This is a genomic window from Paenibacillus sp. P36 (genome assembly GCF_045866505.1).
Taxonomy (GTDB): Bacteria; Bacillota; Bacilli; order Paenibacillales; family NBRC-103111; genus Paenibacillus_E; species Paenibacillus_E chondroitinus.
On record NZ_AP038372.1, the window covers coordinates 8,400,325 to 8,425,950 of the forward strand.

Consider the following 25,626-nt stretch of genomic DNA (forward strand, 5'->3'; position numbering starts at 1 on the left):
GGAGCGGAGACTTACATCCGCTCCGGTGCGGATACGCCGACTACGCGAAGCGTGTTGGCGAGGGTCGTGCGCAGTGCGCCTAGCAAGGCAAGGCGCGCTTGCGTCAAGGCCGCGTCATCCGTGATGACGTAGTGGCCTCTGTAATAGCTATGGAACTGGCTGGCCAGTTCGTAGACATAGCGGATCATCCGATGCGGCGCGTACTGCTCCGCCGCAATCGCGATCTCTTCCGGAAGCTCGCCGATCTTGCGCAGCAAGTCGAACTCCGCTTCCGAGGAAAGCTGGGCAAGGTCAACCTGCTCCAGCGGGAGCACCGCGATGCCTTGCTCCTCCGCCTGGCGGAAGATGGAGCAAATCCGTGCATGTGCGTACTGCACATAGTAAACCGGGTTCTCATTGGACTGAGAAACCGCTAAGTCCATGTCAAAATCCAGATGCGAGTCCATGCTGCGCATTGCGAAGAAATAACGGATCGGGTCGACGCCGACCTCGTCCATGAGATCCTCCATCGTGACCGCTTTGCCGGTACGTTTGGACATTTTGACCTTTTCCCCGTTTTGGAAAAGGCTCACCATTTGCGCGATCAACACGACGAGTCGATCCGCTTCGAAGCCCAGCGCCGTCATGGCCGCTTTCATCCGCGGGATGTAGCCGTGGTGGTCGGCGCCCCAAATGTTAATCAAGCGCTCAAAGCCGCGCCCGAACTTATTGCGGTGGTACGCGATGTCCGGCGTCAGGTACGTGAAGGAGCCGTCATTTTTGATCAAAACGCGGTTCTTGTCGTCACCCAGCGGTGTCGTATTCAACCAAGTAGCGCCTTCTTCTTCATAGATATGTCCATTGTCACGCAGTTCTTGTAGAACGGGTGGAATCAGGTTATCTTCATAAATCGACGTCTCGGAGAACCAGTTGTCGAAACGTACACCAAAGCGGCCTAAGTCGCGTTTGATTTTGTCGAGTTCTTTTTTCAAGCCATACGTACGGAAAAAAGCACGGCGCTCATCGTCCGGCAAGCTCAGCAGACGATCTCCTTCTTCTGCGGCAAGATCAGCCGCAAAGCCTTTGATATCTTCCCCGAAGTAGCCGTCTTCCGGCATTTCGGCATCTTGTCCAAGCGCTTGCAAATAGCGAGCTTCAATGGATTTGGCCAGATTCACGACTTGGTTCCCCGCATCGTTAATATAGTACTCCCGGGATACGTCGTACCCCGCAAGGTCCAGCACGTTACACAGCACATCTCCCACAGCTGCTCCGCGGGCATGTCCGAGATGCAAGGAACCTGTCGGGTTGGCGCTGACAAACTCCACTTGCACTTTCAGCCCTTGGCCCACGTTCCTTGCCCCGTAACGCTCACCCTGTGCGAGTACGTCCGCGATAACAGGATAAAGGTAAACCTTGTTCATTTTAAAATTAATAAAGCCCGGTCCGGCAATCTCTGCTTCCGCGATATTCGCTTTGTCTTTCTGCAGGTTCGCAATGATCTGCTCGGCGATTTGTCTTGGATTCTGCTTGGCAATACGGGTCAATTGCATCGCAATGTTCGTTGCGAAATCCCCGTGTGTTTTTTCCTTCGGTACTTCCAGAATGATTTCCGGTAACTGCGCGGCATCCACAATGCCAGCAGCAGCAACTGCATCTGCTATCGCTTGCTTCACGATGACTTTGACTTCGTTTAATACGTCCATTCTTCTTACTCCTCCTGAATTAACAACTTAATCCTGTATGTCCCCGCATGCGTGCCGGATGCATATAAATCGTATTTCCATCGCGTGATTCCGATGCCCTGTTCCGCTTCGCTTGTCAGCTCGTGCGTCTCGATTTCGAGTTCCAGGCGACCTTGCGGCGTATGATAAAATCCGAATCGTTTCTCGCCAGGCGCAAACGTTTGCTCCGCTTGCACATCTCCTTGGCGGACGATGCGGATCTGATTCTCTTCCAGCTTAATAAGCGTCACTGTTCGTCCAAGTTCGCTGCGCTCTTCTTCATAGCGGATGTAGGTGTGATTGCCTTTGCGGTACAGGTCTCCCCGCGCCTTCTGCACAGTTGTCTCGCTCCCGCTCCGGCTCTCAATGCGAATGCGCACACGCGCTTTATCCGTCATGATTCGTCATTCTCCTATTCTGCAGGTCCTCTTTGCACCTTATGTCAAGATAAGGCAAGTTAGGTATTAGTTTATATGAAAGGTTCGACGAATTCAATGTATCACTGCGATCAGCGTTCAGGAATGATGTCGAAGTCGGTCCTTTCTTCATGCCAAAAAGCCCCAAATCTCACGAATGCGTGAAATCTGAGGCTTTCCTTGGCGTGCTTTGTCGTTGTTAAATGGCTGGAATTGGCATCCCAATGTTTGCCCACTGCTCTTTGGCAGGACCATAGGCTCCGATGACAGGCACGCCTGCTTGGCGCATCAAAATCGTGAGCTGTCCACGGTGGTGGATTTCATGCTTAAGGAATGCGAACAGCGTTTCGCCGATCGTCCACTGCTGGCCGAACATGTTCACGACTTCAAGCATTTTTGCGTCTGTTAGCTGTGTGCGGGCAGCTTCCAGGATCCCGGCTGTTGTTGAGCGGTAAGCATCCGCTACGGTTGCAGCCTCTGATGGCGGGCTGATGGCGGCAGAAGGCGCATCGAATTTGAGCCCTGCTACGAGCAGCATACCGCGGTCATTGTGCACCAAGTGCCACGCGATGAAACCTAGCGACCTATAGCCTTCGGCTTGAGGTTGTTGTAGGGAAGCGTCCGTTAAAGCGTCGAGCAGTTGCTGTGTTGTGGCGGATTCGCGTTGGTATTCGTTAATAAAGCTATCTACGGTAGTGAACATAGGAATTACCTCCATGGTTGTGTGATTTCATACTTCATGTAATCAGTATAGTGGAGTGTGGCTGACAACAGTATGGCAGTGTTTGTGGAGGTGGGGGAATTATTTTAGGCGGCGAGTGGGGGAGTCGATCTCAGCTTGGCAGGCCCCTGCGAGCACCATCTGTCGGCTAACGGACTGAGGGGACTCTATTCGCCGCTTTTGGGACAAATTTAGCTTCTAACGGACTCACGTGCCGTTATTGCTCATGATATGGCCTAAAACAGTGACAAAATCACTGAATAACGGCTCCTCAGTCTGATAGCACCTCAAATTCGCTGAATTCCGCAGAATAACGGCTCCTGGGTCCGTTACAGAACATTGGCTACTTGGGAGGCTGGCGGGTGAGCTGCTATTGGTGGGATTCATGGTACTTTGACTAGCTGGCTTCTACTGGTGGGTTTCATGCTCTTAACTAGCTTGCTTCTACTGGTCGGTCTTATGACACTTAATTAGCTGATTTCTACTGGGGTCTCATGTTACTTAAGTAACTCACTCCAATTGGTGGATTCTGTTACTTCGATCACCAGCTTTCCCCTGCGAGCACTACTTCTCGGCTAACGGACTGAGGGGACTCTATTCGCTGCTTTTGAGACAAATTTAGCTTCTAACGGACTCACGTGCCGTTATTGCTCATGATATGGCCTAAAACAGCGACAAAATCAATAAATAACGGCTCCTCAGTCCGATAGCACCTCAATTTCGCTGAATTTCGCAGAATAACGGCTTCTGAGTCCGTTACAGAACTGTGGCTACTTGGGGAGGGGACTGACGGGTGAGCTGCTATTGGTGGGATTCATGGTACTTTGACTAGCTGGCTTCTACTGGTGGGTTTCATGTTACTTAACTCGCTTGCACTTATTGGTGGATTTTTGTTACTTCGACCTCTATCTTACCCCCTGCGAGCACTTTCTATTGGGGTTGGGGTTGGGGTTGGGGTTGGGGTTGGGGTTGGGGTTGGGGTTGGGGTTGGGGTTGGGGTTGGGGTTGGGGTTGGGGTTGCACTCGCACCTGCACCTGCACTCGCACCTACACTCACGACCAAGCTCCGCCCCGCTTTGCGACACCACAAACAAAAAAGCCGCCTTCCCTCTCGCAAGGGCTGACGGCTTTTTCAATTATTTGATCAAATCTTCAACAAATTTAGGCAACACGAATGCTGCTTGGTGTAGGCGTGCTGTATAGTACTTCGTCGGGAATTCCGGAATGGAAGCTTCCTCGACTTGAAGAGGGTCATGCTTTTTGCTGCCCATTGTGAAGGTCCAGAGACCGCTTGGGTATGTTGGGATATTCGCGCTGTATACGCGTACGATCGGGAAGATTTCTTTGACGTCACGGTTAACGGTTTGGATCAGATCTGCTTTGAACCAAGGGTTGTCCGTTTGTGCAACGAAGATTCCGTCTTCTTTTAACGCATCATAGATGCCTTGGTAGAAACCTTTGGAGAACAGTTCAACCGCGGGGCCAACCGGCTCTGTGGAATCGACCATGATAACGTCGTATGTATTTTTGTGATCATGAATGTGCATGTAGCCATCGTTTACGATCACTTCAACGCGCGGGTTGTCCAATTCGCCGGCAATAGTCGGCAGGTACTTTTTGGAGTACTCGATTACTTTACCGTCGATGTCGACCAGAACGGCTTTTTTCACTTTCGGGTGCTTCATGATCTCACGGATTACGCCGCCGTCGCCGCCGCCCACAACAAGAACTTGCTCAGGGTTCGGGTGAGTCACAAGTGCAGGGTGAGCAACCATTTCATGGTATACGAACTCATCTCTTACCGTTGTCATGACCATGCCGTCTAGGGTAAGCATCGTTCCCCACTCTTCGGTTTCGATCATCGACAGGTCTTGGAAATCCGTTTGCTCTCTTACGTAAGTCTCTTTTACTTTCGCTGTAATGCCGAAGCTGTCTGTCTGTTTCTCTGTGTACCACAAATCCATGTTCATACCTTCTTTCGCTTCTATATTGGATGAATAATTACTGACATTCGTTATCTCTAACAGTGTTCCACCGGTCCAAAATGTCATGCAAGGTCGGCTAAAATTTCCCGTCCCTTCACACGCACAAATTGTATTATAGTTCATTACCCCCAAATTGCAATAATTTCCTAGGCCTTTTCCCGAATTCACAAAAAATATTTACAATTTATTGAATACGGAAACCCATGCTTTTCCATACTGGTTAATACGTCCTTAGGGCGAAGCAAGAAAGGAGGTAGGAATCGATGTCCGAAAATGAAAACAATCGTCAGCCTGCTTCAGGCACTCCGCAAAAACAAAGGGAGCAAGAGGTGCCTGCGTCCATGCGATGGATGCGCCGTATTAAAAAAATGTTCTCCTTCTTCTTCACTACCTGTGTGTTCATGCTCATTGCTGCGGCCATCTTTTTCGTATATTTACGCTCGCAGACGCTGCCTGTCACGAAGATGCTGCAAACTTCCCAAATGTTTGATACACACGGCGAACTCATCGACACATTCTATTCCGGGCAAAATCGGCAGGTCGTTCCATTAAATGAAATCTCCCCATACCTTATCAAAGCTACGCTTGCCGTGGAGGATCAACATTTCTATGATCATTTCGGTGTCGATGTGAAAGCTGTTGCCCGTGCAGCGATTGTCAATGTGAAAGCGATGGCGAAAGTGCAGGGCGCAGGTACCATCACGCAGCAGCTGGCGCGAAACTTGTATTTGACGCATGACCGTACCTGGGCGCGTAAAATCAAAGAAACGATGTATGCCGTTCAATTGGAGATGCAGCTAAGCAAGGATGAAATTCTTGCGGATTATTTAAATCAAATTTACTACGGTCATTCGACCTATGGCATAGAAACAGCTTCGGAGCTATTCTTCGGCAAACACGCCAGTGAATTGACGTTAGCCGAGAGCGCTTTGATAGCCGGTGTCCCGAAGGGGCCACGTTACTACTCCCCTTATTATGATATGAAAAATGCGCTGGACCGGCAAAAAATCGTGCTCCAAACGATGGTCCGCAGCGGATTCATCACGCAAGATGCCGCAGACGCTGCCGGCAAAGAGAAGCTGACCATCCAACCGCTGACGAAGAAAAAGCCGGCAGCCGCCCCATATTTCAGAGATTATGTACGGACACTGGCCACCGAAAAGCTCGGGATCCCTGAGGAGCAATTCGACGAAGGCGGCATTCGCATTTACACGACGCTCGACAAGAAAGCGCAGGAAATTGCTGAAAATGTCGTCAACCAGCAGTTGACTGGCAAAACAGAGCTGCAGGCGGCTCTCGTCGCCATTGATCCGCGTACCGGAGAAATCAAAGCCATGGTCGGCGGACGCGACTATTCAGAAAATCAGTTCAATCGGGCTTTGTCGAATACAAGGCAGCCGGGGTCCTCTTTTAAACCAATTGTGTATATGGTAGCTCTGCAAAATGGGTATACCCCCGTCACACAGGTGAAAAGTGAACCGACGGTGTTCACCTATGATGAAGGGCGGCAACGTTATACGCCGAGAAACTTCAACGATCAATATGTAAACGCGAATATCGATATGCGGCAGGCGATCTCCAAATCCGATAACATCTATGCGGTTCATACGATTCTGGACGTTGGCCCTGCGAAGGTAATTGATCTGGCCCACAAGCTGGGCATTGACTCACCGATGAAGCCTCTGCCTTCACTGGCGCTCGGTTCCTTCCCTGTTAGCCCGCTAGAAATGGCGTCCGCTTTCGGAACCATTGCGAATCAGGGTCTGCATAAGGAAGCGACAGCGATTGTGCGGATTGAGGATGCGAATGGTCAGATTTTATATCAAGCAGCTCCGAAAGAAGAGCAGGTGATTGATCCTGCGGTTGCTTATGTGATGACGAATCTCTTGGAGAGTGTGTTCGAGGAAGGCGGTACGGGTAACCGTGTTGCCAGTACGATCAAACGGCCGATTGCCGGTAAAACCGGAACGACCGATACGGATGCTTGGCTGGTCGGCTTCACACCGGAGCTCGCTACTGCGGTATGGGTCGGCTATGATAAGGACCGGGACATCTCTACCGTCGAGTCTCATCTGGCATCGCCGATTTTTGCAGAATTCACGGAACAAACGCTGGAGGCCATTCCACCTAAACTTTTCCAAATTCCAGAAGGCGTAGCCAATGTCTATATTGATCCTGTGAGCGGAAAGCTGTCCAACGAGGATTGCCCGAACGCTCATCTTGAGGCTTTTCTCGCCGGGACGGAGCCAACGACTTATTGTACAGGCAAGCCCGCCAAACCCGCCTCGGGTGATGATAAAAAAGACGCGCCAAAAGGCCAAAACGGCTCTTGGTGGAACGACCTCAAACGCTGGTGGAACGACTGATTTCCAGCCTCCACGCGGCTTTCCGAGAACACAAAAAGGCAGAACTAAGCGCGTCTTAGTCTGCCTTTTTGCTGTCCTAGTATATGAGGTAACATACACTAGGGTCTAGTATACTCGGTTCACATGAACGTAACAATGGATGACACATAATGTTCATAACTTCCAATTATGCCTTGCTACAATTACGAAAGGGCATCTTTCAGCACTTGATCCGAGCGGTTCCACCATTCTTCGTTATGGCTGATCAGCTGTTTTTTCAAGGCTGCACGTTCGTTGTCGGACAAGCCATCCAGGATAAATTTACGCTTCATGGCGCCATCCATCTTGTTAACATGATCGGCCAGGATCTTCCATCCCCGGCGCGCCTCCGTATCGATCAGCATCTCGCAAGCAGACATGCCGGCATAATACGCTCCCTCTTCGGTGCGGTCGACGGCAACCCATACGATCCACGCTTTGCGTCCGTTCGGCACATCCTCTTTGTTCGTCGAAAATTTAATGCCTTTCTCGATTTTACTCTTGGCATGCAGTGTGCCCTCATCGAGATAGGCTTCATCTCCATCGATAATTACTCCTGATACATTGCTAAGATCGATTGCTCCAGCACCGAACCCTTTGTGATTGACTTTGGAGCTTACTATATTCAAGGCCAGCTTCTTTTTATCCGCTTCCATCGTTGCACCTTCCACTCATCGTAATGTTAAAATGATACCTTTGCTTTTATTGTAGCTAAAGTACTCCATGAGAACAAGAGCAGAGAACCGGGGCTTGGCCAGCGCCTATTTCAGCCGTGTTAACAAATCTTTTCCACTCACAGAAATATTCCCTAGGTTGTCTACATATACATGCTGTAGATGCTTGTTAGGCGGGGTGAATCTATTGAGTGTTTTATTCAAAAACCGAAAGCTACAATGGTTGGTTGTCATGCTCCTTGCAGCAGGCACTGTCTTGCTGTCTGAAACTTTGCTCCCATCTGCAAGTAAACTGACGGTGCCCGTCGTCTCTAAGGAGGAACCGTCAGCTCCGGCGCCGGACATGCAGCCTGCTGATCGCGGCAAATCTTCGGACAAACAAACACAGGAACCGCTGAGCTACCGCATTGCGGAGTATCACATGAATGTTGCCTACACACCCGAAACGAGGCAGCTCAAAGGGCAGCAAGCGTTATCGTGGGAAAATCCGGGAACGGTTCCTGTGCAAGAGATTTATCTGCATTTATATCCGAATGCATTCGCATCTAAGAAAACCACGTTTATGCGGGAGTCCGGCGGCAAGCTAAGGCAGGATGAAGCTACGGCGGATAGTACCGGTTGGATGGACTTGCTTTCCGTAAAAACGGAAGATGGCGAGGACCTTACGCCACGCATGTCGTTTGTACAACCTGATGACGGCAATAAAGACGACCACACGCTGATCAAAATACCGCTGTCAAAGCCGGTGGGAGCCGGCGAACGAGTCACACTCAAGACGGAATTCCTCGTCAAACTGCCCCAGGCCTTCGCCAGAATGGGCTATGTGGACGACTTCGTGATGGCTGGCCAATGGTTCCCTAAGGTCGCTGCTTATGAACGAGCCGGCACAAGGGGACGCACCGAGCCAGGCTGGAATCTCCACCAATACCATGGGAATTCGGAGTTTTATGCGGATTTCGGCTTGTATGACGTGAAAATTCAAGTGCCGGCGAATTACACGGTTGCCGCGACAGGCTTCCCTGTGAAACCGGCGGTGACGGAGAACGGGACGAAGACGTACCAATTTTATGCCGATGATGTGCATGATTTCGCTTGGTCAGCTTCGCCTCACTTCGTGTATGTGGAAGAACCTTTCTCTACGCCGCAAATACCCGGTGTGAAGATCAAGCTTTATCTGGATCCCAATCATCAGGATTTGAAAGACCGTTATATGTACGCTGCCAAAAAAGCGCTATCCCGCTATAGCCAGTGGTACGGATCGTATCCTTACTCGACCTTGTCTATCGTTGTACCTCCTCCGGGGGGCAGCGGTGCAGGCGGGATGGAGTATCCTACGCTCATCACCGCTTGGGGCGCGGACGACAAAACGCCGGATCAGGAATTGGAACGCGTTGTTGTGCACGAGATCGGACACCAATATTTCTATGGCCTCGTGGCAAGCAATGAGTTTGAAGAGGCTTGGCTGGATGAGGGCTTTACCTCCTACGCCGAGGATAAAGTGATGGAGGCCGACTTCGGGGCAACCGCTAATTTGCCTGTGGAGTCCAGCTACATTACTTCTCCGAATGCCCTGCGGCAAAACGCATGGGCCTATACCGGACATGATCAATACGCAGAAAATGTGTATACCAGAGGCAAACTCGTGCTGAAAGCCATCGAGAAACAGGTCGGCACCAAAAACATGGATCGTATCATGCGGACTTATTTTCAAAAATGGCAGTTCAAGCATCCCTCCACCAAAGACTTTCAAAATGTGGTCGAGGATGTAACCAAAACAAAGTGGGACGACTTCTTCAATGAATATGTCTACGGCTCGATGATGGTTGATTATTCGGTTGAAAGCATCCATGTGAAAGCCACTGGCAGCAAAGGATCCGGCCCTTACGAGAGCACGGTCCTCATCTCCAAGCGCGGCGGAAATTCACCTGAAGTGCCGATTCAGTTCCATTTCGCCGACGGTACGGTGCTCGACAAAACATGGGACGGCAAAGAGAGCAGCATTGAGTACAAACTAACCCACGCGACGCCTATAGACTGGGTTCGTATCGATCCGAACTACTCGCTCATTCTGGAGAACAAGCATATTAATAACTTTATGCAAGCAGAAGTGAACACCAAGTGGAAACTCCGCCTGAATCTCGGCATTATTCAATTCCTGCAAGCTATTTTCGGGTGGGTAGCCTGGTAGGCGCCCACTCTACAAGGCAAGTTTGCCTTCAGAAAACAACGCTTAGGAGGGACACCGGTGACAACCTATCTCAAATCCGGCTTCAGGGCGGCGCTACGGCAACCCTTCGCTACGATTGTCTTGTTCATCTACCAAATGTGCTGGGGGATGCTTCTATATAAGCTTGTACAAGGGGTATTAGTGCCCCTCATGCACCGGTTTCCCGGCGGCGACCAGCCGAAGCAAGCACTCCAGCTTTTTCTGGCCGAAAGTCAGTTTCAGTTATTCAAAACGGATCTTAGCCATTCTTACTTGTGGTGGCTGGCCGGCCTGCTCCTGGCGCGCATGTTCCTTACCCCGATGCTGAACGGCGGTGTCTATTATTCGCTCACCCATTCCGATCAAAATGCCGGCTATCGCTTCGTCCGCGGCATCAAGGAACTCACGCTCCCCTTCTTCGCCGTGTATTTGATTCGAATCGCTTTGTCTCTGCTCCCGCTCATCTGGGTGCTGCCCAAAGCGCAGAAGGTGTTCGCTCACAGCACGTCTTATGAGCAGGCTTCCCTCGATTTACTGCCTTGGCTGCTGGGCATGCTGGTGTACGGGTTTCTGCTGCATCTACTCTTTATGTATGTGCAGTTCGCCATTGCCGCACGTCTCGGTATAGTATCCACGGTCCTAACGTTCATGCGGTACTCGCTTCCCATTATCGGCCTTTCTCTGATACTTTTGCTGAGCTCGGGACTTTTGGCAGGGATCACGGTCACAACGACCTATATCTGGGCAGGTCTGGTAGCGCTAATCATTTATCAACTTTTCCCGCTCTTCCATATTTTCATGCAAATGTGGTCCATTACGTCGCAATTCCAGCTTCTTTCCGCCAAATTAAGCCGTTAAAAAGCAATAAATAAAACCATAAATGGTTTAGATTTGTTCAATCCCCTTGCAAAAGGGGATTTTTTTGTCTGTAAAGCGAACCTTTACACATTTTTTCAGACCCAATTGCACGAAAAAGGAGGAATTTCGATGTTTATGACGAAATTAAGAGACTAGCATTAAAAAACCAAATATTTCATGCCGAATTCCTCATTTCTTGGGGAAACGGGGGAACCATACCGGGTGAATTGATCTTGCAAGACAGGGATCATAGGGAACCTTCAACCGAACCCTCCAGCTAACCTCGTAGGCACCGGAAGGAGACAAGCAGTTGAAAAAGGTTGTTGCTCTTCTTTTTAGTCTTGTTTTGTTTTTGAGTGTAGCTTTAGGGAGTGTGTCTGCGTCAGAATCCACATTGGACTCAACGGTTGACGAATTGATGGGAGTACCGTACCGCGATGCGGGAACGACAACAAGAGGCTTTGATTGCTCTGGTTTCACCGCGTACGTATTCAACAAATTCGGCATTGACCTTCCTCATAGTTCAGCAGCTCAAAATAAAGAGGGCTACTGGATCGACAAAAGTGATCTTCGCAAAGGTGATCTTGTGTTCTTCGACACAGGGGGCAAAGGCATTTCTCACGTTGGTATCTACTTGGGTAACGGTGAATTTATTCATTCCGCATCCAATGAAGGTATCGTGAAAAACAAGCTAAGCGAATCTTATTATGCGAAAAGATACGTATCCGCTAGACGTGTTCTGTGGGATGATATCTACAATCAACTAACTGCTGAATCCAAGTAATTTTCTTGTTTCATCATGAATAAAGCCCAGACAAGCGTTAGCTCGAATGAGCCGCTTCTCAGGGCTTTTATTCATTTCTTGTGGCTATTTTGTAACTTGACATAGCGTGTAAGCCGTCCTATAATTACGGCATCATGTTTCTAGGGTTCCGTGGCGCTGCAGCGCCAGTCTGGTCCGAGAGAAAACACACAGCGAATACGCTGTGATCACGGAGGGGAAAAAGCCCGGGAGTCTTATCGCACCAGCGATATTGCTTCCAGGCTTTTTTCTTTTTGCCGCGGTCAGATAGGCATCTTCGCATATTCTTTCTTAAGGAGTGATTCACAGATGGCATGGCTTTATTTGGTCATTGCAGGTGTTTTTGAAGTAGTTTGGGCGATCTCATTGAAGTTCTCCAACGGTTTTACACGGCTGGTTCCGTCCAGCATCACCATTGTCGGCATGATTATCAGTTTTTATTTTCTGGCGGTAGCTACAAAAACCCTTCCCATCGGCACAGCCTACGCGGCTTGGACGGGAATTGGCGCTGTAGGCGCAATTATTATCGGCACCCTATTTCTGAATGAGCCCGTTAGTTTACTGCGTATCCTATTCATGATCCTCATTCTGGTCGGTGTTCTCGGCCTTAAATTCACATCCGGTCATTAAGACGGGCGTTTAGATCTTTTTCTTGGGCCGATGATTCCTAAGCCACGATGTAGCTAACATACCAGAAGGAGCTGCCGACAAATATGCGCAAATGCTCCGACAGCGGTTTAAAGATTTCATTCAACTCTTCGTACGAATAGTAGTTTTTAATAATTTCATGCTTGGAGCCATCGGCCAGCTCCCTTCTTTTGTACGTATCTTCGCTATGTTCACTCGTAATCAGCTCGCCGCCTCTTCCCGGGACATACACATTATCCGCAATGAACACGCGGGCTCCCCGACCAAGCCGCTCGTGAAAACCTTGCAGGAACGAATCCAGTCGATTTTTCGGGATATGCGAAAACCAGAAGTTGGCGAGTCCATAGTCAAAATCCCCTTGTACTTCCGAAAGCCGGTAAGCGTCTCCCTCGACGAAAGAGGTATTATGCAGCGGCCAAGATTTGGCTGCAGCAATTTGCAGCACCTCCGGTCGAACGTCCACCCCAACGATGTGCTTGGCTGTCTCCGCCATGAACTGCGTCCAATATCCGGTACCGCAAGCCACCTCCAGGACACGGCTCCCAGCGACCTGCTTCTTCACGATATCCGCCAGCATCGCAAGCTCTTGCTGATAGTCCGCATCCTCGCGGGCATAAATCCGTTCATATTCCGCTGCTCGCGCGCCGTAGTAATCCTGCATGCCTTCTTTCTCTTCATTTAAAAGCCGCTGCCTATCCTTCACCTCGTGTACGATCCGCTGCTTAGCTGCCAATAAGTCGGCAAAAATTGCTCCGCCCTGCGAAGCATAATTCGCGAGTAGACCATGCGTCGCCATCACAATCAGCTGTGTCATCGATAAGCCGGTTTCCTCAGCCATGCGCTCCAGATCGGTCTTCACCTTTTCAGGCAGGTAGACGGAAAGTCTTTTGGTCTTATCATTCTTATCATCCATTGGGAGATTCCTCCTTTTCATTTTTATTATATTAACACATATTATGTGTCATTAAAACATATTAATTGTACTTTTACATACTACTAAGGGAATTTAGGCTGCATGAAAAAGCCGACACCGGCCACTCACCCTCGCATATCGCTCTAGTAAACATAGAATACAAAGCAAGTATATTCATATGTTGATAGGAGATGGAGAAATGATTCCAAAACAACGAATGGCTGGAAAACCGAGCAAAATTATTCGGCTCCCCAAGAGCGCAGGCCTGCCAAGAAGCAAAGCCATGCTGATGTACCGTACGCAGCTTAGAAAATACCATAAGCCCGGTTCGGGTCGCTTTCTAAGCCAACGCACGGTTTCGATCGGTACCGACAACTCGTGGTTCAATGCGCAAATCATTCCCCGCGATCCTGCGTGGGTGCCTGTTACTAATGCCAACTACGTTTGGTATTCCGGCAACTTGAACAGTGAGAATGCGATTATATCGACACGTTTCACGCTTTCTGAACGTAGAGCCATTCTCGGCGCTTCTCTCTTCCTATCTGTCGACAATTATGCCGTTGTCATCATCAACGGCGTGCCGCTCCTCTTTGACGGACCGCAGAATACTCCTTCGTTCTACAACCCGGGACGTACTTTCGACATTCGCCGATTTGTACGGCGCGGGCGCAACGATGTCGTCATCATCGCCTTTAACCTTGGCGGGCAGCGCACCGCGGAAAACCCTGCCGGCGTTGCCGCCAGGCTTGATTTTCGACTCAGCAACTTGCAGTAATAGATCATCTCCATAGGAAAAGGCCGGGCCTCCATCCTTAGATGGAACCCGACCTTTTTTTTACATGAACTGTCGTTCGTTCCCGTAGCGGCGCTTCAATTGACTCAAGAAGAACTGCAACGATAGGAATAACAAGGCGAAGCTGGTCCCTACACTCAAAATAATCCAAGGATGCAGCCTAATATATCTGGAGCCGTACGCGATAAGGGACAACCATTCCCCCGATGTCGTAATGGTAATGGAGAAGCCAGCGTCGCTGTCGCCAATTGTTTCCGTCCCGCCAAGTACGATGTTAAAGACGGCCAATTGCCCCAGCAGGAAGAGCACTTGCATGAATTCACTAAGGAACATGAACGTCATTTCATTCCTCATGCAGGGGATTAAATGCCGGACTGTACGATGAAAAACAGAACCGCCCATTAAACGCGATGCTTCAATAAATAATTTATCATTATAATAACGCGTTCGTTCAGCAATCTGATGAGCTAGCGGAAATACGCCGATGAACGTGACGAGAATGATAAAGGTGGCGGAGAACAACATCTTGTAGTGCGCGTCCGCTTTCATCCACTGATCGAGCCTCAGCCCGAAATACATCCCGGCCAATGGCGGAAATAGAAATACAAACGCAGGCACGGAAGCCACTACCCACTGCATGGCTTTTAGAACACCCCACCTTCGGCCGGTGGTCCCGCTCCACAATCCCCAAGGGAGCGCGATAACAAAACGGAGCAGTGTTAGAACTAAAGTCGTCCCCAGCGTATATTTCAAACCGTTAAGCAGCAGGCTTAACACGTCAAAGCCCCGGTGATCCGTCCCCAACAGGAACGTGCTGTTCGGTGAAAACGGCGGAATGTTGTAGCGGGTTTTCCCATCTTGCTGATACTGAATCATGTTGATTTTGTCCTCCGGCGCGATGCCGTGCGGTTTCAGCCATGTACCAAATATCGCAACAAGAAGGATAAGCACGATAAGAGCAATAGAGAGATAAAATGCGCTAGATGAACGTTTGATCATTGTGAGGCGACCTCCCCTGTGCGAACGACAAACTTTTTACGCAGCAAGGCATACAGCACGTGAAAAGCCATCGCGAGCAGCACGAGCGACATACAAATGACGGACATCGATGTGACGCTTTGCATAGCAGGCGAAGTAATGAAGCCGCCCAGGCCGAATATGCCGCAGATTGCTTCCGCAACAGCCATACTTGCCAGTGCCAGCGTCGTCGCCTTCGGCAGAATCGAGAGCAAATCGAGCATGACGTTGCGCAGTACGTGAGAGATCAGCACCTCACCGCGGGTCAATCCTTTGGCTTGTGCGGTAACGACATAATCCTGCCCCAACTCCCTTGCAATCGCGACCCGCATTGTACCGTAAATCGTAACTGACGGGATTAGCGAAATGGTAAGAAATGGGATGAGAAACGGCGTTCTATCACCGACTTGTACAATCAGCAGCACGTAATGACCTAGAAACTTCGTCGCATAGATTGCGCCTAATTGAATAAGAACAATTAAAAAGAAATCGGGTAAGCCTACAAGCAAAGCCTGTGCGCCATCCAGTACAAGACCTAATCGCCGCCACAATGACGCTGACATCGCCATGAGCATGCTAAGCACAATTGCCAGCAGCAAGCCTGGGATGAAATATGTACAAGTTCGAAGCAGCATGTGAGGTAGCTCTCCGATGACAGAGAGTTCATTGCGGTTATATGGACTGCGGAATTTACCGAAATCGCCATGGAAAAAGCCCTGAATTTGGTCTTTCACGGAGTATCCATAATACCGCCATGAGATGATGGGACGCTCCAATGGAACCGCTGACGCGCGGTAAATGCCTTTGATCGTCAACGCTTTGCTGACGTAATCCCATGACTCGCCATAAGGAACGGACAGCAAGCCCGTTTTGTCATTGAGGACGCGGCTTCCTGGGAGTTGATCGCTTATTTTGTGAATGCTTGTATCCGGTCCGAGCGTGACCCGAATTTGATCTGGCTGGGTAGATAAGAAGGCATTTCGGATGTTGCTCAGAAAGAAGATGCACACAAGTGTAAACACCCCGAGCAACAACCACCGAATCGTTGACTTCAAAACCGGTCACCTCATTCTATTATTCACCGTTGGTAGATAACTATTTCATAGTTTACCATGATTCATTTGGGAGTACTATCCATTTAAATGGTTTTCTTCCTTAGGTGAAGGGAACTACAGGGCCCTATTCGTGCTAAATCCGCTCCATTCAGCTGCAGGAGGGAACTACGGGATGCTAATTCCTCGAGAAAGCCGGAATTTAGGCAGATATCTGTAAAATAGAGGACGGTAGTTCCCCTCCAGTTACGTACATATCGATTCCTGGCAAAATAAAGGACCAGAGTTCCCTTACGCTGGGTGCATCTATCGGTGCTGCAATCGGCGCTGTATCTGTGCTGCCTCAGTCCGTTCCCGCCTGACTGGCCACCAAGCCCAGAAATATAAAAAACCTGGCACACGATCACAAAGATCGCTGCCAGGTATCATTCAAACTCCGCTCGCTTAGGAGCTAAACTGCGCTTGATGCAGACGGCTGTAAACGCCGCCCACTGCGATAAGCTCCTCGTGACCGCCTTGCTCCGTAATGCCTTGCTCCGTCACGACGACGATGCGGTCGGCATTCTTGATCGTCGCCAGCCGGTGGGCGATCACAAGCGTGGTCCGGCCCTGCGACAGCTCGGCAAGCGACTGCTGAATCGCCGCCTCGGTCTCGGTGTCGAGCGCTGATGTCGCCTCATCGAGGATGAGAATCGGCGGATTCTTCAAGAACATCCGCGCGATCGCGAGGCGCTGCTTCTGTCCGCCCGAGAGCTTGACGCCGCGCTCGCCAACGACCGTGTCCAGTCCCTTCGGCTGGGACTGGATGTACCCCTCCAGCTGCGCACGCCGTGCTGCTTCCCAGATCTCGGCATCCGTCGCGCCCAGCTTGCCGTAAGCAATGTTCTCCCGCAGCGTGCCGGAGAACAAGAACACATCCTGCTGCACGATGCCGATTTGCCGGCGCAGCGATTCCAGCTGGATACTTCGTATATCCATGCCATCAATGGAAATGCTGCCTTCATTTACATCGTAGAATCTCGGCAGCAAGCTGCAGATCGTTGTTTTGCCTGCACCGGAAGGACCTACGAACGCAACGGTTTCTCCTGCCCGAATGGTTAAGGAGATGTCATTCAAAACCCGGTCTTCCTGCCCGTATCCGAAGGAGACAGAATCAAATGATATTTGGCCGACCAGATGGTCGACTTTCACGGCGTCAGGACGATCCGACACTTCCGCCTCTGTATCCATCACTTCGCAATACCGCTTAAACCCGGCAATACCCTTGGGATAACTCTCAATGACGTTATTAATTTTCTGAATCGGACCTAGAAACACATTGGTCAAAAGAACGAAGGCAATAAATTCCCCATAAGAAATTTGCTTATCAATCACGAACCAAGTTCCGCAAATCAACACGAACACTGTCACCAAACGCATGAGAATATAACTTAAGGAGACATTCCATGCCATGATTTTATATGATAGCAGCTTTGTGATCCGAAACCGCCCATTGTTATCCTCAAACAGTTTTTTCTCATGCGACTCATTCGCAAAAGCCTGAACTACACGAATACCGCCAATGTTATCTTCGACTCTGGCATTAATGTCGGCGAGATCGCCCATCATCCGGCGGAACGTTTTGGTCATTTTTTGATTAAAATACACGGCGATCCAGAGCAGCACAGGTACAATCACAAAAGTTAGCAGTGCCAACTTCACATTAATGCTCAACATCAGTAACAGCGCTCCGATTAGCGTCATTACCGCAATAAACAGATCCTCAGGACCATGATGCGCTACTTCGCCAATCTCCAGCAAATCATTCGCCATACGCGACATTAATTGGCCTGTTTTGTTATTGTCATAGAACCGGAAGGAAAGCTTCTGCAGATGGTCAAACATTTTTTTCCGCATATCCGTCTCAATATTAATTCCCAGCTTATGGCCCCAATACGTAACGATAAAATTCAGCACGGTGTTCAGCCCGTAGACGGCAAGCAGCCCTGCACAAGCCCAAAGAATCCAAGCCCAATTCCCGGCAGGCAGCAATTTATCGACCACTTGATTAACAGCTAGCGGAAAACCAAGCTCCAGAAGCCCAGCTACAACCGCGCAGGTAAAATCCAAAATAAATAAGTGCTTATACGGCCTATAGTACGAAAAGAAACGTTTCAACACGTTAGTTCACACCTCCATCGATTATTATACATCAAAGAAATTGAATGAGGAAAAAAATAGGCGGTTACCGGACGACAGCTGTCCACAATTCTCATATATATAGTTGAACAGCATTCTGTGTGTGGAGGAACGGATAATGCTTATCAACACTTTGGACACACGAACCGCGATCTTCCTTGCCGCTATGTGCAGTCAAAGCTACGGGCAGTTTGCGAATGGTCCGGAAAGCGTCATTTTACCACGCAATTATCGGATGGTTTCTTCCTTTACGGCCACCTCGGTTTTTAGCAATAAAGAGTTATTCGGTTTTATCGCTGAGTCTGATACGCAGATTGTGATTGTTTTTAGAGGCACGAGCTCAACGTCAGACTGGATTTCCGATGCGATAGCCAGACAAACGGCATACCCCTATGCCAAAGATGGAGGCCTTGTCCACAAAGGCTTTCTCGACATCTACAATAGCGCACGCAAGCAGATTATAGCTGCCATGTCCAAACTTTCTCCCCGCAAAACCCTTTATCTCACTGGACACAGTCTTGGAGGATGTCTCGCCAATTTGTGTGCCCTCGATCTTACGGCTAACACGAGATTTAAGGAGCCCTCTGTCTACACCTATGGTTCACCGCGCGTTGGAAATCCGGCATTTTCCAGCCTTTTCAACCGCAGAACCGGGCCTCGTTATCGTATATATAATACCAATGACATCGTCCCGGAGCTTCCGCCTTTCATCTATCGATCTCCCCGAACCGACCAAGTCTACCACTATCTGCATGTCAAAAAAGGCGTCGAGCTCACCTACCAGGCCGGCTCCGTGTCCGCGAACCACGCGATTAGCGGCTACTTTGCCGAATTGGCAAAGCTGGATCCCCGCTATGCGGAACAATTGCAAAATCGAACACCGGGATTTTGTCCGTGATCCTTGATCCATGATCCATGATTCGAGACTCGTGAACCCGTGACGTACCCGCAAGGTTTAAACAGCGCAATAACGGCAAGGATAGAGGTTGATGCTTATTTTCATGCAAAAGGGGAGCTCAGCCTTGGTCCTGGTTTATTTCCTTGTTTTAGCTTGGTATTGCCTGCATGTGTTAGTCACACTGCCCAAAAAACTGCCGCTCATGACGAATGTGCTGCTCTACATGCTTTTGTCCATCATTGACATTAATCGCATGACATTATTCAGTGTAAGTCTACACTTCTACCACTTTAGCAAACAAATTCCTGAATTCCTTTCGGTTGTCCTATATCGAGATTTTATCTATTGTTTTACGCTGCTTACTTTTGCCAATGTGTATCTCACTGCTTCTAGATTTCTTACGAAAGTGCTTATTTCCCTCTATTCCTTCCTCTTTCTCCTTATGTGCTGCTTTATCCTCAAGTGGACAGGAAGCATAATTACTCTGACATGGAACGCCTATTATGACAGTATCACGCTGCTGATCATGTTGGTTGTGACGTATGGTCTAGGTCGCTGGCTGCTGCACTTCACGCGGAAGGAGAAAAAAGCATGAATGATGAAGTCTATTATGACAACCACTTCAATGCGAATGAGTGGTTTGTTATCGCTATGATCGTTCTCGGGCTTCTAACCGTTGTGATATTGCCCAAAAAATTCACCCCTGTACAAACCTTGTTCACCTTACTGATCGGGATTGTATTTGGTCTTATTTTTGATCATACAATTGGACTGCCTCCCTTTGATCTCTACGATGTCGGAGATGATTCCAATTACCATTGGTTCGATATATTTTCCTATATCATGTATGCTCCATTTGGCTACCTCTTCATTTATCTATACAAATGGCTTGGACTTAAAGGTTATTACATCATTCCTTACATAGTAATCTGGTCACTCATGAGTGTAGGCATTGAATGGCTGAGCTTGTTGCTTGGCGTCTTTCATTACAAAAATGGGTATCGGCTCATGTTCTCCTTCCCTATTTACTTGTTTCTGCAGTCGATTCATTACCTGCTGTTTCAGACACTGCTCGTGAACAAAAGCAGCGGAAACGAAAATAAAAATGCGTAAAAAAACAAAAGGTCCCCTTCCACTCAACATCGAGCTGGATGGGGATCTTTCTTCATTTTTATACGTTTTCCTTCACAGCAAAATGTTTCTGAATCAATGAAATTTGACCGGCATGGATTCCTGTGTGATACATCAAGCGCCCCACCGCTTCCAAAGGCGTCGATGTCCCAATAGCCGTCTCAACGGGGATATGCCATTTTTCCTCCGGTAATTCACGCATAGCTTCAATTAAGTAAGCGTTGGACGCGGCCAGAAGGTCGATTAATTCCTCCTTGTTCGTAAAGACGGCTTTACTGGCGGAAGGACCTCCGCTGGTTTGCAGCTTAAGCCCCTCTGGAAAGCTTCGACCAAAAAACCAGTTGGCGAACATATATTCCACTTCCGCATTATGTCGAAGCATATAGCCAATCGAAGCAGAACCCAATTCAAGGGTCAGATCGGCCTCCGGCAGTTTTTTCATTGAAGCATGGAAACGGTCTTGAATCGCGTTCCAAATCGGTAATACGGTTGCAAAACTCATAGTAATTACACTCCCTTATTCCAATAAATTATGAGGACTTTGGTTGCTGGTGGCCATCTCTTGCTACATGATCAAATTGCTCCGCCGTTAAGTTGATATCAAATGCTTGACCAAAACCTGCCACATATCGGCCTTGCAGAGTTGTCAGTTCAAACAGCGAGAAGTCCAGCGTCTTCAGCATATTAATCGTCGGCTTGCCGAATGCTTCTCCGAAGAGTTCAAAAATGTCTTCATGCCCCTCATTGCCGATGTTTGCAGCTTGGCATACGAAGCGCGCCCGTTGTCTGGCGAACATATTCTCAGTGGAAGTTTCATCCTCAATCAGCATGACATCCACGGAGGGATTGGACTCCATATAGCGGTAATGGTTGGCAATCCGGCTGAGATAGATATACAACTTGCCCTCTTTTTTAACAAAAGGGGCATATGAAATAAAAGGCTTGCCCTGCTCATCTACTGTGCTCAGCATAAGGGATTTCAGGCTGTCGGTAAATTTTAAATACTGAAGTTTCATACTTTCTTTGTCCAGTTGTTTCATAGGGAGTTCCTCCGCATTTCTTTAAGTTATGTACGATAAAGCTTACTTTCATTGAGGCAGTTTCACTTCATGTTCCCCACCTAGTAGATGATAATGGTTTTCATTATCATTATATTGATAATGAAAACCATTATCAATAGCAAAATGAACTTTTGGTCAATTTATTATTTATCGACGACATTCGCCCAGATTTCTGGCAAAGGTTTACAAATATCTTGTTTTAATTTACAATTTTCAACAGGAACATTACTTATTCGACACAAACCTACAGAAGACAAATTTTGATAGGGGCCTTTATACAAATGGATCTTTTAATAAGCGAGAATCGCCGTCAAAGAAATACGATTGCCTTGCGATTATTGCTGCTAAATTTCACGATCATCATCCTTGTCATCACTTTTGCCTACATGAGGCTTGGGTTAACTGCCCCCCATTATTTGTGCATGGCTGCCGCCAATGTCTTGACCCTTACCACCTATATCATCTTTTATTCCTATCAAAAGGATTCCGGTTGGATCGGCTATATCCCTATTGGGGGACAGTTTCTCAACACAATGCTTCTAATGATGTTTGTGCCTGCTGTAACGAATACATTTAGCAGTATTTACATCGTTGTTATCGCCGCCGTTTTTATGCGCAGAAAAGTGATGTTTGTCGCCATTTCACTTGTCTTGGCAGCGGACGCCTATTTCTTCTTTTTTGTAGAAGCCAAGAACTTCGTGCTGTCGTCACAAATCCTTGCAGGCATTCTTACGTGGTCACTGCTCATTATCATCAGTTTGCTCCTGGTTTCCAGCAATAACAGAAAGCTTATGGAACGCTTCTTCACGCTTCAGAAAGATACGCTGGATAAAGCCGAGCAGATCAAACATATGGCTTCCACCGATCGATTAACGCTGCTACCAAACCGGTTCTCCGCTTATGAATTTTTGGAACAGGCGATTCAGCAAGCCAGTACTGTTAATGGCCGAGTGTGTGTGATTTGGGTGAATATTGATAACTTCCAAATGATTAATGATTCTGTGGGGTATGCCACAGGTGATCAATACTTGCGCTTTTTTGCCCGTAAAATGGTACATATGTTCACTCCCGGCATGCATGTTTCGAGATCAGGGGGAGATGAGTTTAACCTCATTATGGATGTAGGCGGCCATGATACGGATTTCATAAGCACTGTTCATGCCATCTGGAAAGCTTGCCAATCCCCTTTTCAAGTTGCCGGCGTTTCCTTTCCGCTCAAAGTGAGTATGGGGGTCGCCTTGTATCCGGATCATGGGCAAACGGCCGAGCAGCTGCTCAAATGTGCCGATGTCGCTATGCGTAAGGCCAAAGCCGGCGGGAAGCATCAGTTCCGTATTTTTGATGAAACGATGCGATTAGATCAGCTTTACAAGCGGAAGCTGGAAGATGCGCTGCAGGGCGCATTGGCACAGAATCAGTTTACGCTGCATTTTCAGAAGCAAATTCATGTGCCCAGCGGAGAGGTCAAAGGATATGAGGCTTTACTGCGTTGGCAGCAGCCCGATGGGGTGTACATTCCCCCTAGTGAATGGATACAACTGGCCGAAGAGACCGGGCTCATTGTGCCGATCGGTTACTGGGTGCTGCAAACAGCTTGTCATACAGCTAGGAAATGGCAGATTGCCTCGCAGATGTCTTTTACCATATCCGTCAACATCTCTGCGCTTCAATTGATGCAGTATGACTTTGCGGATCAGGTTCTAGCCATATTGGAGGAAACCGGACTCGATCCCCGCCACCTAGTGCTTGAACTCACAGAGACTCTGCTCATTCAATCGATTGAAACATCGACCAACCACCTCAACCTCCTTAGGGATAAAGGGGTGCGTATCGCGCTCGACGACTTCGGCAAGGGCTTCTCTTCCCTTAGTTATATTAAGCAATTGCCCGCTGACATTATCAAAATTGATAAATCTTTCATTGATCATATTGACGATTCAACCGTAGATCGGGTGATCATGGAGTCGATATCTCACTCGTTCAGCGAATTGATAAAGAGGTAGTCGCCGAGGGCGTAGAGAAGCATGAGCAGCTGCTCATCCTGCAGGCGGTCGGCTGTGATTTTGTACAGGGGTACTATTTCAGCAAACCGCTGCCTGAGCATCAAGCTTTCCATGCACTCGTTCAAGTTTAACGACAGAAAACCGCTCCCAAGTCGGGGGCGGTATTTTTTTTATGTGAAGTAACATCCCCCTTATTCGTCAAAAAGTGCCGTAGATAAATACCGCTCTCCGGTATCCGGGAGGATGACCACGATGGTCTTGCCTTTATTTTCCGGCCTTTTGGCGATTTCCGTCGCCGCATAAGCAGCTGCCCCGGATGAGATGCCGACCAGCAGACCTTCAGTCTTCGCCAGCGCGCGAGCCGTGGCGAAAGCATCCTCGTCGGATACGCTGAAGACTTCATCGACGAGGGAACCGTCGTAATTATCTGGCACGAAGCCGGCGCCGATGCCCTGAATCTGGTGTGCGCCACGCTGGCCACCCAGCAGAACCGGTGAATTGGCCGGTTCTACGGCGATGACTTGCACGGATGGGTTCCTTTTCTTCAGAACATCCCCCACACCCGTAATCGTCCCCCCCGAACCTACACCGGCAATAAAAATATCAACGTTTCCGACTGTATCCCGCCAAATTTCCTCTGCCGTCGTCTTTCTGTGTACCTCAGGATTAGCTGGATTGCTGAATTGCTGCGGAATGAAAGCATCTGGCAGCTTCGCTGCGAGCTCCTCTGCTTTCTTCATCGCCCCCATCATTCCTTCTGAAGCAGGCGTAAGCACCACTTCCGCACCCAGCGCTTTCAGTAATTTCGTGCGTTCCATACTGAACGATTCTGGAATCGTAATGATTAAGCGGTATCCTAGTGCCGCTGCGGCAAACGCAAGGCCTATCCCTGTATTCCCGCTGGTTGGCTCTATAATAACGGTATCCGGTTTGATTTGGCCGGATTTTTCGGCTTCTTTGATCATGGCGAAACCGATACGATCTTTGACACTTCCGGCCGGATTAAAATACTCCAACTTCGCCATGATTTTGGCTTCAAGAGCCTGCCGTTTATTGTAATTCCAGAGCTCTAGCAGCGGCGTGTTGCCGATTAGCTCTGTCAAATTATTGTATATGGTCGCCATCTCGTATGACCTCGCCTTCTATATTTATTAAACCCATGAACTTACTCGGATAATATAAGATAAGAAAAGTATAGCTTGGAAATGGCGAAAAATGAAATCAGTAATGTTGATAAGGGAGTGCGGTATTTTCTTATATATGCGGATTACCGCTCACTTAATGTAGCAATAGTGATCTTATGTTACACTGTGATGAGAAATCATCGCGAACGTTAGGAGAAATTGACGAATGAAATTAGTATCGTGGAATGTAAATGGGCTGAGAGCATGCGTGAATAAAGGCTTCGTGGATTACGTCAAGGAAACGGAAGCCGATATCGTTTGTGTCCAGGAGACGAAGCTGCAAGAGGGGCAGATCGCCCTCGAACTTGGCGAGGACTACAAGCAGTACTGGAACTACGCCGTCAAAAAAGGCTACTCCGGCACAGCGGTTTTCACCAAGCTTGAGCCGCTTTCCGTACGCTACGGCATGGAAGAGGACGAAGAGCCCGAGGGTCGGATCATCACGCTCGAGTTCGAGGATTTTTATCTGGTGACGGTGTATACCCCGAACGCCAAACGCGATCTTTCCAGGCTGGACTACCGCCTGGAGTGGGAGGATCGCTTCCGCAGCTATCTCAGTCAGCTTGACGCGAAGAAGCCGGTTATTGCCTGCGGCGATCTGAACGTCGCTCATCAGGAGATTGACCTCAAGAATGCCAAAGGCAACCACAACAACTCCGGCTTCACTCTAGAAGAGCGCGGGAAAATGACCGAGCTGCTGGAGGCCGGCTTCATTGACACTTTCCGGCATCTCTATCCGGACCGCACCGACGTCTACAGCTGGTGGTCCAATATGCCCGGCGTGCGGGCACGAAATGTCGGATGGCGCATCGACTATTTTATTGCCTCAGCGAGGCTGAGCACCAACATCGTCAGCGCTGACATCGACTGCGCAATTCTGGGCAGTGATCATTGCCCTGTTCGTTTGGAAGTAAGCTTTTAACCCGCCCCAACGTGAAAAACCAAAAAGCGCTCTCTCACCATCCGGTGGGAGAACGCTTTTTAGCTAGGAATAGTCAT

General features: G+C 48.9%; 22 protein-coding genes, 1 pseudogene and 2 riboswitches. Of the genes and pseudogenes, 11 read left to right on the top strand and 12 right to left on the bottom strand.

Annotated features, from left to right (window positions below; all coding sequences use genetic code 11):
- Positions 1 to 11 precede the first annotated feature (11 nt).
- The 4 genes from argS to speE form a co-directional block, all read right to left on the bottom strand.
- On the bottom strand, positions 12 to 1,685 hold the full coding sequence (gene argS / locus ACKTT9_RS36910) for an arginine--tRNA ligase (protein WP_157318261.1): 1,674 nt from the start codon (positions 1,683 to 1,685) through the stop codon (positions 12 to 14).
- Positions 1,686 to 1,690: 5 nt separating this feature from the next.
- Entirely contained in the window at positions 1,691 to 2,101 is a 411-nt protein-coding gene (locus ACKTT9_RS36915) for a DUF1934 domain-containing protein (protein WP_407869850.1), read from the bottom strand.
- A 217-nt stretch (positions 2,102 to 2,318) separates the two neighbouring features.
- Positions 2,319 to 2,822: a DinB family protein gene (locus ACKTT9_RS36920; RefSeq protein ID WP_407869851.1), complete on the bottom strand. Its 504-nt coding sequence runs from the start codon at positions 2,820 to 2,822 to the stop codon at positions 2,319 to 2,321.
- A gap of 1,154 nt (positions 2,823 to 3,976) precedes the next feature.
- On the bottom strand, positions 3,977 to 4,804 hold the full coding sequence (gene speE, locus ACKTT9_RS36925; protein ID WP_407869852.1) for a polyamine aminopropyltransferase: 828 nt from the start codon (positions 4,802 to 4,804) through the stop codon (positions 3,977 to 3,979).
- Between the two features lie 284 nt (positions 4,805 to 5,088).
- Here speE and ACKTT9_RS36930 point away from each other — a divergent pair, with 284 nt between their 5' ends.
- Positions 5,089 to 7,191, top strand: coding sequence for a transglycosylase domain-containing protein (locus tag ACKTT9_RS36930; RefSeq protein ID WP_407869853.1), 2,103 nt, complete (start codon positions 5,089 to 5,091; stop codon positions 7,189 to 7,191).
- Positions 7,192 to 7,373: 182 nt separating this feature from the next.
- On the opposite strand, the gene ACKTT9_RS36935 is transcribed toward ACKTT9_RS36930, so the two are convergent.
- Positions 7,374 to 7,865 (bottom strand): YwhD family protein, encoded by a 492-nt coding sequence (locus tag ACKTT9_RS36935; RefSeq protein ID WP_407869854.1) that lies wholly within the window; start codon positions 7,863 to 7,865, stop codon positions 7,374 to 7,376.
- A gap of 250 nt (positions 7,866 to 8,115) precedes the next feature.
- Here ACKTT9_RS36935 and ACKTT9_RS36940 point away from each other — a divergent pair, with 250 nt between their 5' ends.
- The 4 genes from ACKTT9_RS36940 to ACKTT9_RS36955 all read left to right on the top strand — a co-directional run bounded on the left by ACKTT9_RS36940 (position 8,116) and on the right by ACKTT9_RS36955 (position 12,379).
- The gene (locus ACKTT9_RS36940; RefSeq protein ID WP_407873184.1) at positions 8,116 to 10,071 is read left to right on the top strand and encodes a M1 family metallopeptidase; all 1,956 of its coding nucleotides are present in this window, start codon (positions 8,116 to 8,118) and stop codon (positions 10,069 to 10,071) included.
- Positions 10,072 to 10,128: 57 nt separating this feature from the next.
- On the top strand, positions 10,129 to 10,947 hold the full coding sequence (locus ACKTT9_RS36945; RefSeq protein WP_127457636.1) for a hypothetical protein: 819 nt from the start codon (positions 10,129 to 10,131) through the stop codon (positions 10,945 to 10,947).
- 168 nt (positions 10,948 to 11,115) lie between these two features.
- Positions 11,116 to 11,254: riboswitch (cyclic di-AMP (ydaO/yuaA leader) on the top strand.
- Between the two features lie 3 nt (positions 11,255 to 11,257).
- Positions 11,258 to 11,731: a C40 family peptidase gene (locus ACKTT9_RS36950; protein ID WP_127457637.1), complete on the top strand. Its 474-nt coding sequence runs from the start codon at positions 11,258 to 11,260 to the stop codon at positions 11,729 to 11,731.
- Between the two features lie 130 nt (positions 11,732 to 11,861).
- Positions 11,862 to 11,964: riboswitch (guanidine-I (ykkC/yxkD leader) on the top strand.
- A 94-nt stretch (positions 11,965 to 12,058) separates the two neighbouring features.
- Positions 12,059 to 12,379, top strand: coding sequence for a multidrug efflux SMR transporter (locus ACKTT9_RS36955; protein ID WP_127457638.1), 321 nt, complete (start codon positions 12,059 to 12,061; stop codon positions 12,377 to 12,379).
- A 37-nt stretch (positions 12,380 to 12,416) separates the two neighbouring features.
- Here the strand turns inward: ACKTT9_RS36955 and ACKTT9_RS36960 are convergent, their stop codons facing one another.
- Positions 12,417 to 13,310, bottom strand: a complete 894-nt coding sequence (locus tag ACKTT9_RS36960) for a methyltransferase domain-containing protein (protein ID WP_407869855.1) — start codon at positions 13,308 to 13,310, stop codon at positions 12,417 to 12,419.
- A gap of 178 nt (positions 13,311 to 13,488) precedes the next feature.
- Between ACKTT9_RS36960 and ACKTT9_RS36965 the strand changes: the two genes are divergently transcribed.
- Positions 13,489 to 14,085 (top strand): hypothetical protein, encoded by a 597-nt coding sequence (locus tag ACKTT9_RS36965; protein ID WP_407869856.1) that lies wholly within the window; start codon positions 13,489 to 13,491, stop codon positions 14,083 to 14,085.
- A gap of 60 nt (positions 14,086 to 14,145) precedes the next feature.
- On the opposite strand, the gene ACKTT9_RS36970 is transcribed toward ACKTT9_RS36965, so the two are convergent.
- The 3 genes from ACKTT9_RS36970 to ACKTT9_RS36980 all read right to left on the bottom strand — a co-directional run bounded on the left by ACKTT9_RS36970 (position 14,146) and on the right by ACKTT9_RS36980 (position 18,332).
- Complete coding sequence (locus ACKTT9_RS36970) at positions 14,146 to 15,102, bottom strand: hypothetical protein (RefSeq protein WP_407869857.1); 957 nt, start codon at positions 15,100 to 15,102, stop codon at positions 14,146 to 14,148.
- Positions 15,099 to 16,175 carry an ABC transporter permease subunit gene (locus ACKTT9_RS36975; protein ID WP_407869858.1) on the bottom strand — a complete coding sequence of 359 codons (1,077 nt, stop codon included), beginning with the start codon at positions 16,173 to 16,175 and terminating at the stop codon, positions 15,099 to 15,101. Before ACKTT9_RS36975 ends, ACKTT9_RS36970 begins: the two co-directional genes overlap by 4 nt.
- 441 nt (positions 16,176 to 16,616) lie before the next feature.
- Complete coding sequence (locus tag ACKTT9_RS36980) at positions 16,617 to 18,332, bottom strand: ABC transporter ATP-binding protein (protein ID WP_407869859.1); 1,716 nt, start codon at positions 18,330 to 18,332, stop codon at positions 16,617 to 16,619.
- Between the two features lie 136 nt (positions 18,333 to 18,468).
- Between ACKTT9_RS36980 and ACKTT9_RS36985 the strand changes: the two genes are divergently transcribed.
- The 3 genes from ACKTT9_RS36985 to ACKTT9_RS36995 all read left to right on the top strand — a co-directional run bounded on the left by ACKTT9_RS36985 (position 18,469) and on the right by ACKTT9_RS36995 (position 20,361).
- Positions 18,469 to 19,248: a lipase family protein gene (locus ACKTT9_RS36985; RefSeq protein WP_407869860.1), complete on the top strand. Its 780-nt coding sequence runs from the start codon at positions 18,469 to 18,471 to the stop codon at positions 19,246 to 19,248.
- 91 nt (positions 19,249 to 19,339) lie between these two features.
- Positions 19,340 to 19,843 carry a hypothetical protein gene (locus ACKTT9_RS36990; protein ID WP_407869861.1) on the top strand — a complete coding sequence of 168 codons (504 nt, stop codon included), beginning with the start codon at positions 19,340 to 19,342 and terminating at the stop codon, positions 19,841 to 19,843.
- On the top strand, positions 19,840 to 20,361 hold the full coding sequence (locus ACKTT9_RS36995) for a hypothetical protein (RefSeq protein WP_407869862.1): 522 nt from the start codon (positions 19,840 to 19,842) through the stop codon (positions 20,359 to 20,361). Before ACKTT9_RS36990 ends, ACKTT9_RS36995 begins: the two co-directional genes overlap by 4 nt.
- Before the next feature lie 58 nt (positions 20,362 to 20,419).
- Here the strand turns inward: ACKTT9_RS36995 and ACKTT9_RS37000 are convergent, their stop codons facing one another.
- Positions 20,420 to 20,881, bottom strand: coding sequence for a DinB family protein (locus tag ACKTT9_RS37000; RefSeq protein WP_407869863.1), 462 nt, complete (start codon positions 20,879 to 20,881; stop codon positions 20,420 to 20,422).
- Between the two features lie 28 nt (positions 20,882 to 20,909).
- Positions 20,910 to 21,419, bottom strand: a complete 510-nt coding sequence (locus ACKTT9_RS37005) for a HugZ family protein (RefSeq protein ID WP_407869864.1) — start codon at positions 21,417 to 21,419, stop codon at positions 20,910 to 20,912.
- Between the two features lie 872 nt (positions 21,420 to 22,291).
- Here ACKTT9_RS37005 and ACKTT9_RS37010 point away from each other — a divergent pair.
- Positions 22,292 to 23,574, top strand: a pseudogene (locus ACKTT9_RS37010) (putative bifunctional diguanylate cyclase/phosphodiesterase).
- 60 nt (positions 23,575 to 23,634) lie between these two features.
- Here ACKTT9_RS37010 and cysK read toward each other — a convergent pair.
- Complete coding sequence (gene cysK / locus ACKTT9_RS37015; protein WP_407869865.1) at positions 23,635 to 24,567, bottom strand: cysteine synthase A; 933 nt, start codon at positions 24,565 to 24,567, stop codon at positions 23,635 to 23,637.
- 226 nt (positions 24,568 to 24,793) lie between these two features.
- On the opposite strand from cysK, the gene ACKTT9_RS37020 reads away from it, so the two are divergent.
- Positions 24,794 to 25,549 carry an exodeoxyribonuclease III gene (locus tag ACKTT9_RS37020; protein ID WP_407869866.1) on the top strand — a complete coding sequence of 252 codons (756 nt, stop codon included), beginning with the start codon at positions 24,794 to 24,796 and terminating at the stop codon, positions 25,547 to 25,549.
- Positions 25,550 to 25,626: the final 77 nt, after the last annotated feature.

What these genes read in the sequence shown, in the direction of transcription:
- ACKTT9_RS37000 (WP_407869863.1), bottom strand. Translation starts at nt 20,881, where the DNA reads ATGAGTTTTGCAACCGTATTACCGATTTGGAACGCGATTCAAGACCGT.
- ACKTT9_RS37020 (WP_407869866.1), top strand. Translation starts at nt 24,794, where the DNA reads ATGAAATTAGTATCGTGGAATGTAAATGGGCTGAGAGCATGCGTGAAT.
- ACKTT9_RS36970 (WP_407869857.1), bottom strand. Translation starts at nt 15,102, where the DNA reads ATGATCAAACGTTCATCTAGCGCATTTTATCTCTCTATTGCTCTTATC.
- ACKTT9_RS36930 (WP_407869853.1), top strand. Translation starts at nt 5,089, where the DNA reads ATGTCCGAAAATGAAAACAATCGTCAGCCTGCTTCAGGCACTCCGCAA.
- ACKTT9_RS36995 (WP_407869862.1), top strand. Translation starts at nt 19,840, where the DNA reads ATGAATGATGAAGTCTATTATGACAACCACTTCAATGCGAATGAGTGG.
- ACKTT9_RS36990 (WP_407869861.1), top strand. Translation starts at nt 19,340, where the DNA reads ATGCTTATTTTCATGCAAAAGGGGAGCTCAGCCTTGGTCCTGGTTTAT.
- ACKTT9_RS36960 (WP_407869855.1), bottom strand. Translation starts at nt 13,310, where the DNA reads ATGGATGATAAGAATGATAAGACCAAAAGACTTTCCGTCTACCTGCCT.
- ACKTT9_RS36965 (WP_407869856.1), top strand. Translation starts at nt 13,489, where the DNA reads ATGTTGATAGGAGATGGAGAAATGATTCCAAAACAACGAATGGCTGGA.
- ACKTT9_RS36955 (WP_127457638.1), top strand. Translation starts at nt 12,059, where the DNA reads ATGGCATGGCTTTATTTGGTCATTGCAGGTGTTTTTGAAGTAGTTTGG.
- ACKTT9_RS36920 (WP_407869851.1), bottom strand. Translation starts at nt 2,822, where the DNA reads ATGTTCACTACCGTAGATAGCTTTATTAACGAATACCAACGCGAATCC.
- ACKTT9_RS37005 (WP_407869864.1), bottom strand. Translation starts at nt 21,419, where the DNA reads ATGAAACAACTGGACAAAGAAAGTATGAAACTTCAGTATTTAAAATTT.
- ACKTT9_RS36915 (WP_407869850.1), bottom strand. Translation starts at nt 2,101, where the DNA reads ATGACGGATAAAGCGCGTGTGCGCATTCGCATTGAGAGCCGGAGCGGG.
- speE (WP_407869852.1), bottom strand. Translation starts at nt 4,804, where the DNA reads ATGGATTTGTGGTACACAGAGAAACAGACAGACAGCTTCGGCATTACA.
- ACKTT9_RS36985 (WP_407869860.1), top strand. Translation starts at nt 18,469, where the DNA reads ATGCTTATCAACACTTTGGACACACGAACCGCGATCTTCCTTGCCGCT.
- argS (WP_157318261.1), bottom strand. Translation starts at nt 1,685, where the DNA reads ATGGACGTATTAAACGAAGTCAAAGTCATCGTGAAGCAAGCGATAGCA.
- ACKTT9_RS36935 (WP_407869854.1), bottom strand. Translation starts at nt 7,865, where the DNA reads ATGGAAGCGGATAAAAAGAAGCTGGCCTTGAATATAGTAAGCTCCAAA.
- ACKTT9_RS36940 (WP_407873184.1), top strand. Translation starts at nt 8,116, where the DNA reads ATGCTCCTTGCAGCAGGCACTGTCTTGCTGTCTGAAACTTTGCTCCCA.
- cysK (WP_407869865.1), bottom strand. Translation starts at nt 24,567, where the DNA reads ATGGCGACCATATACAATAATTTGACAGAGCTAATCGGCAACACGCCG.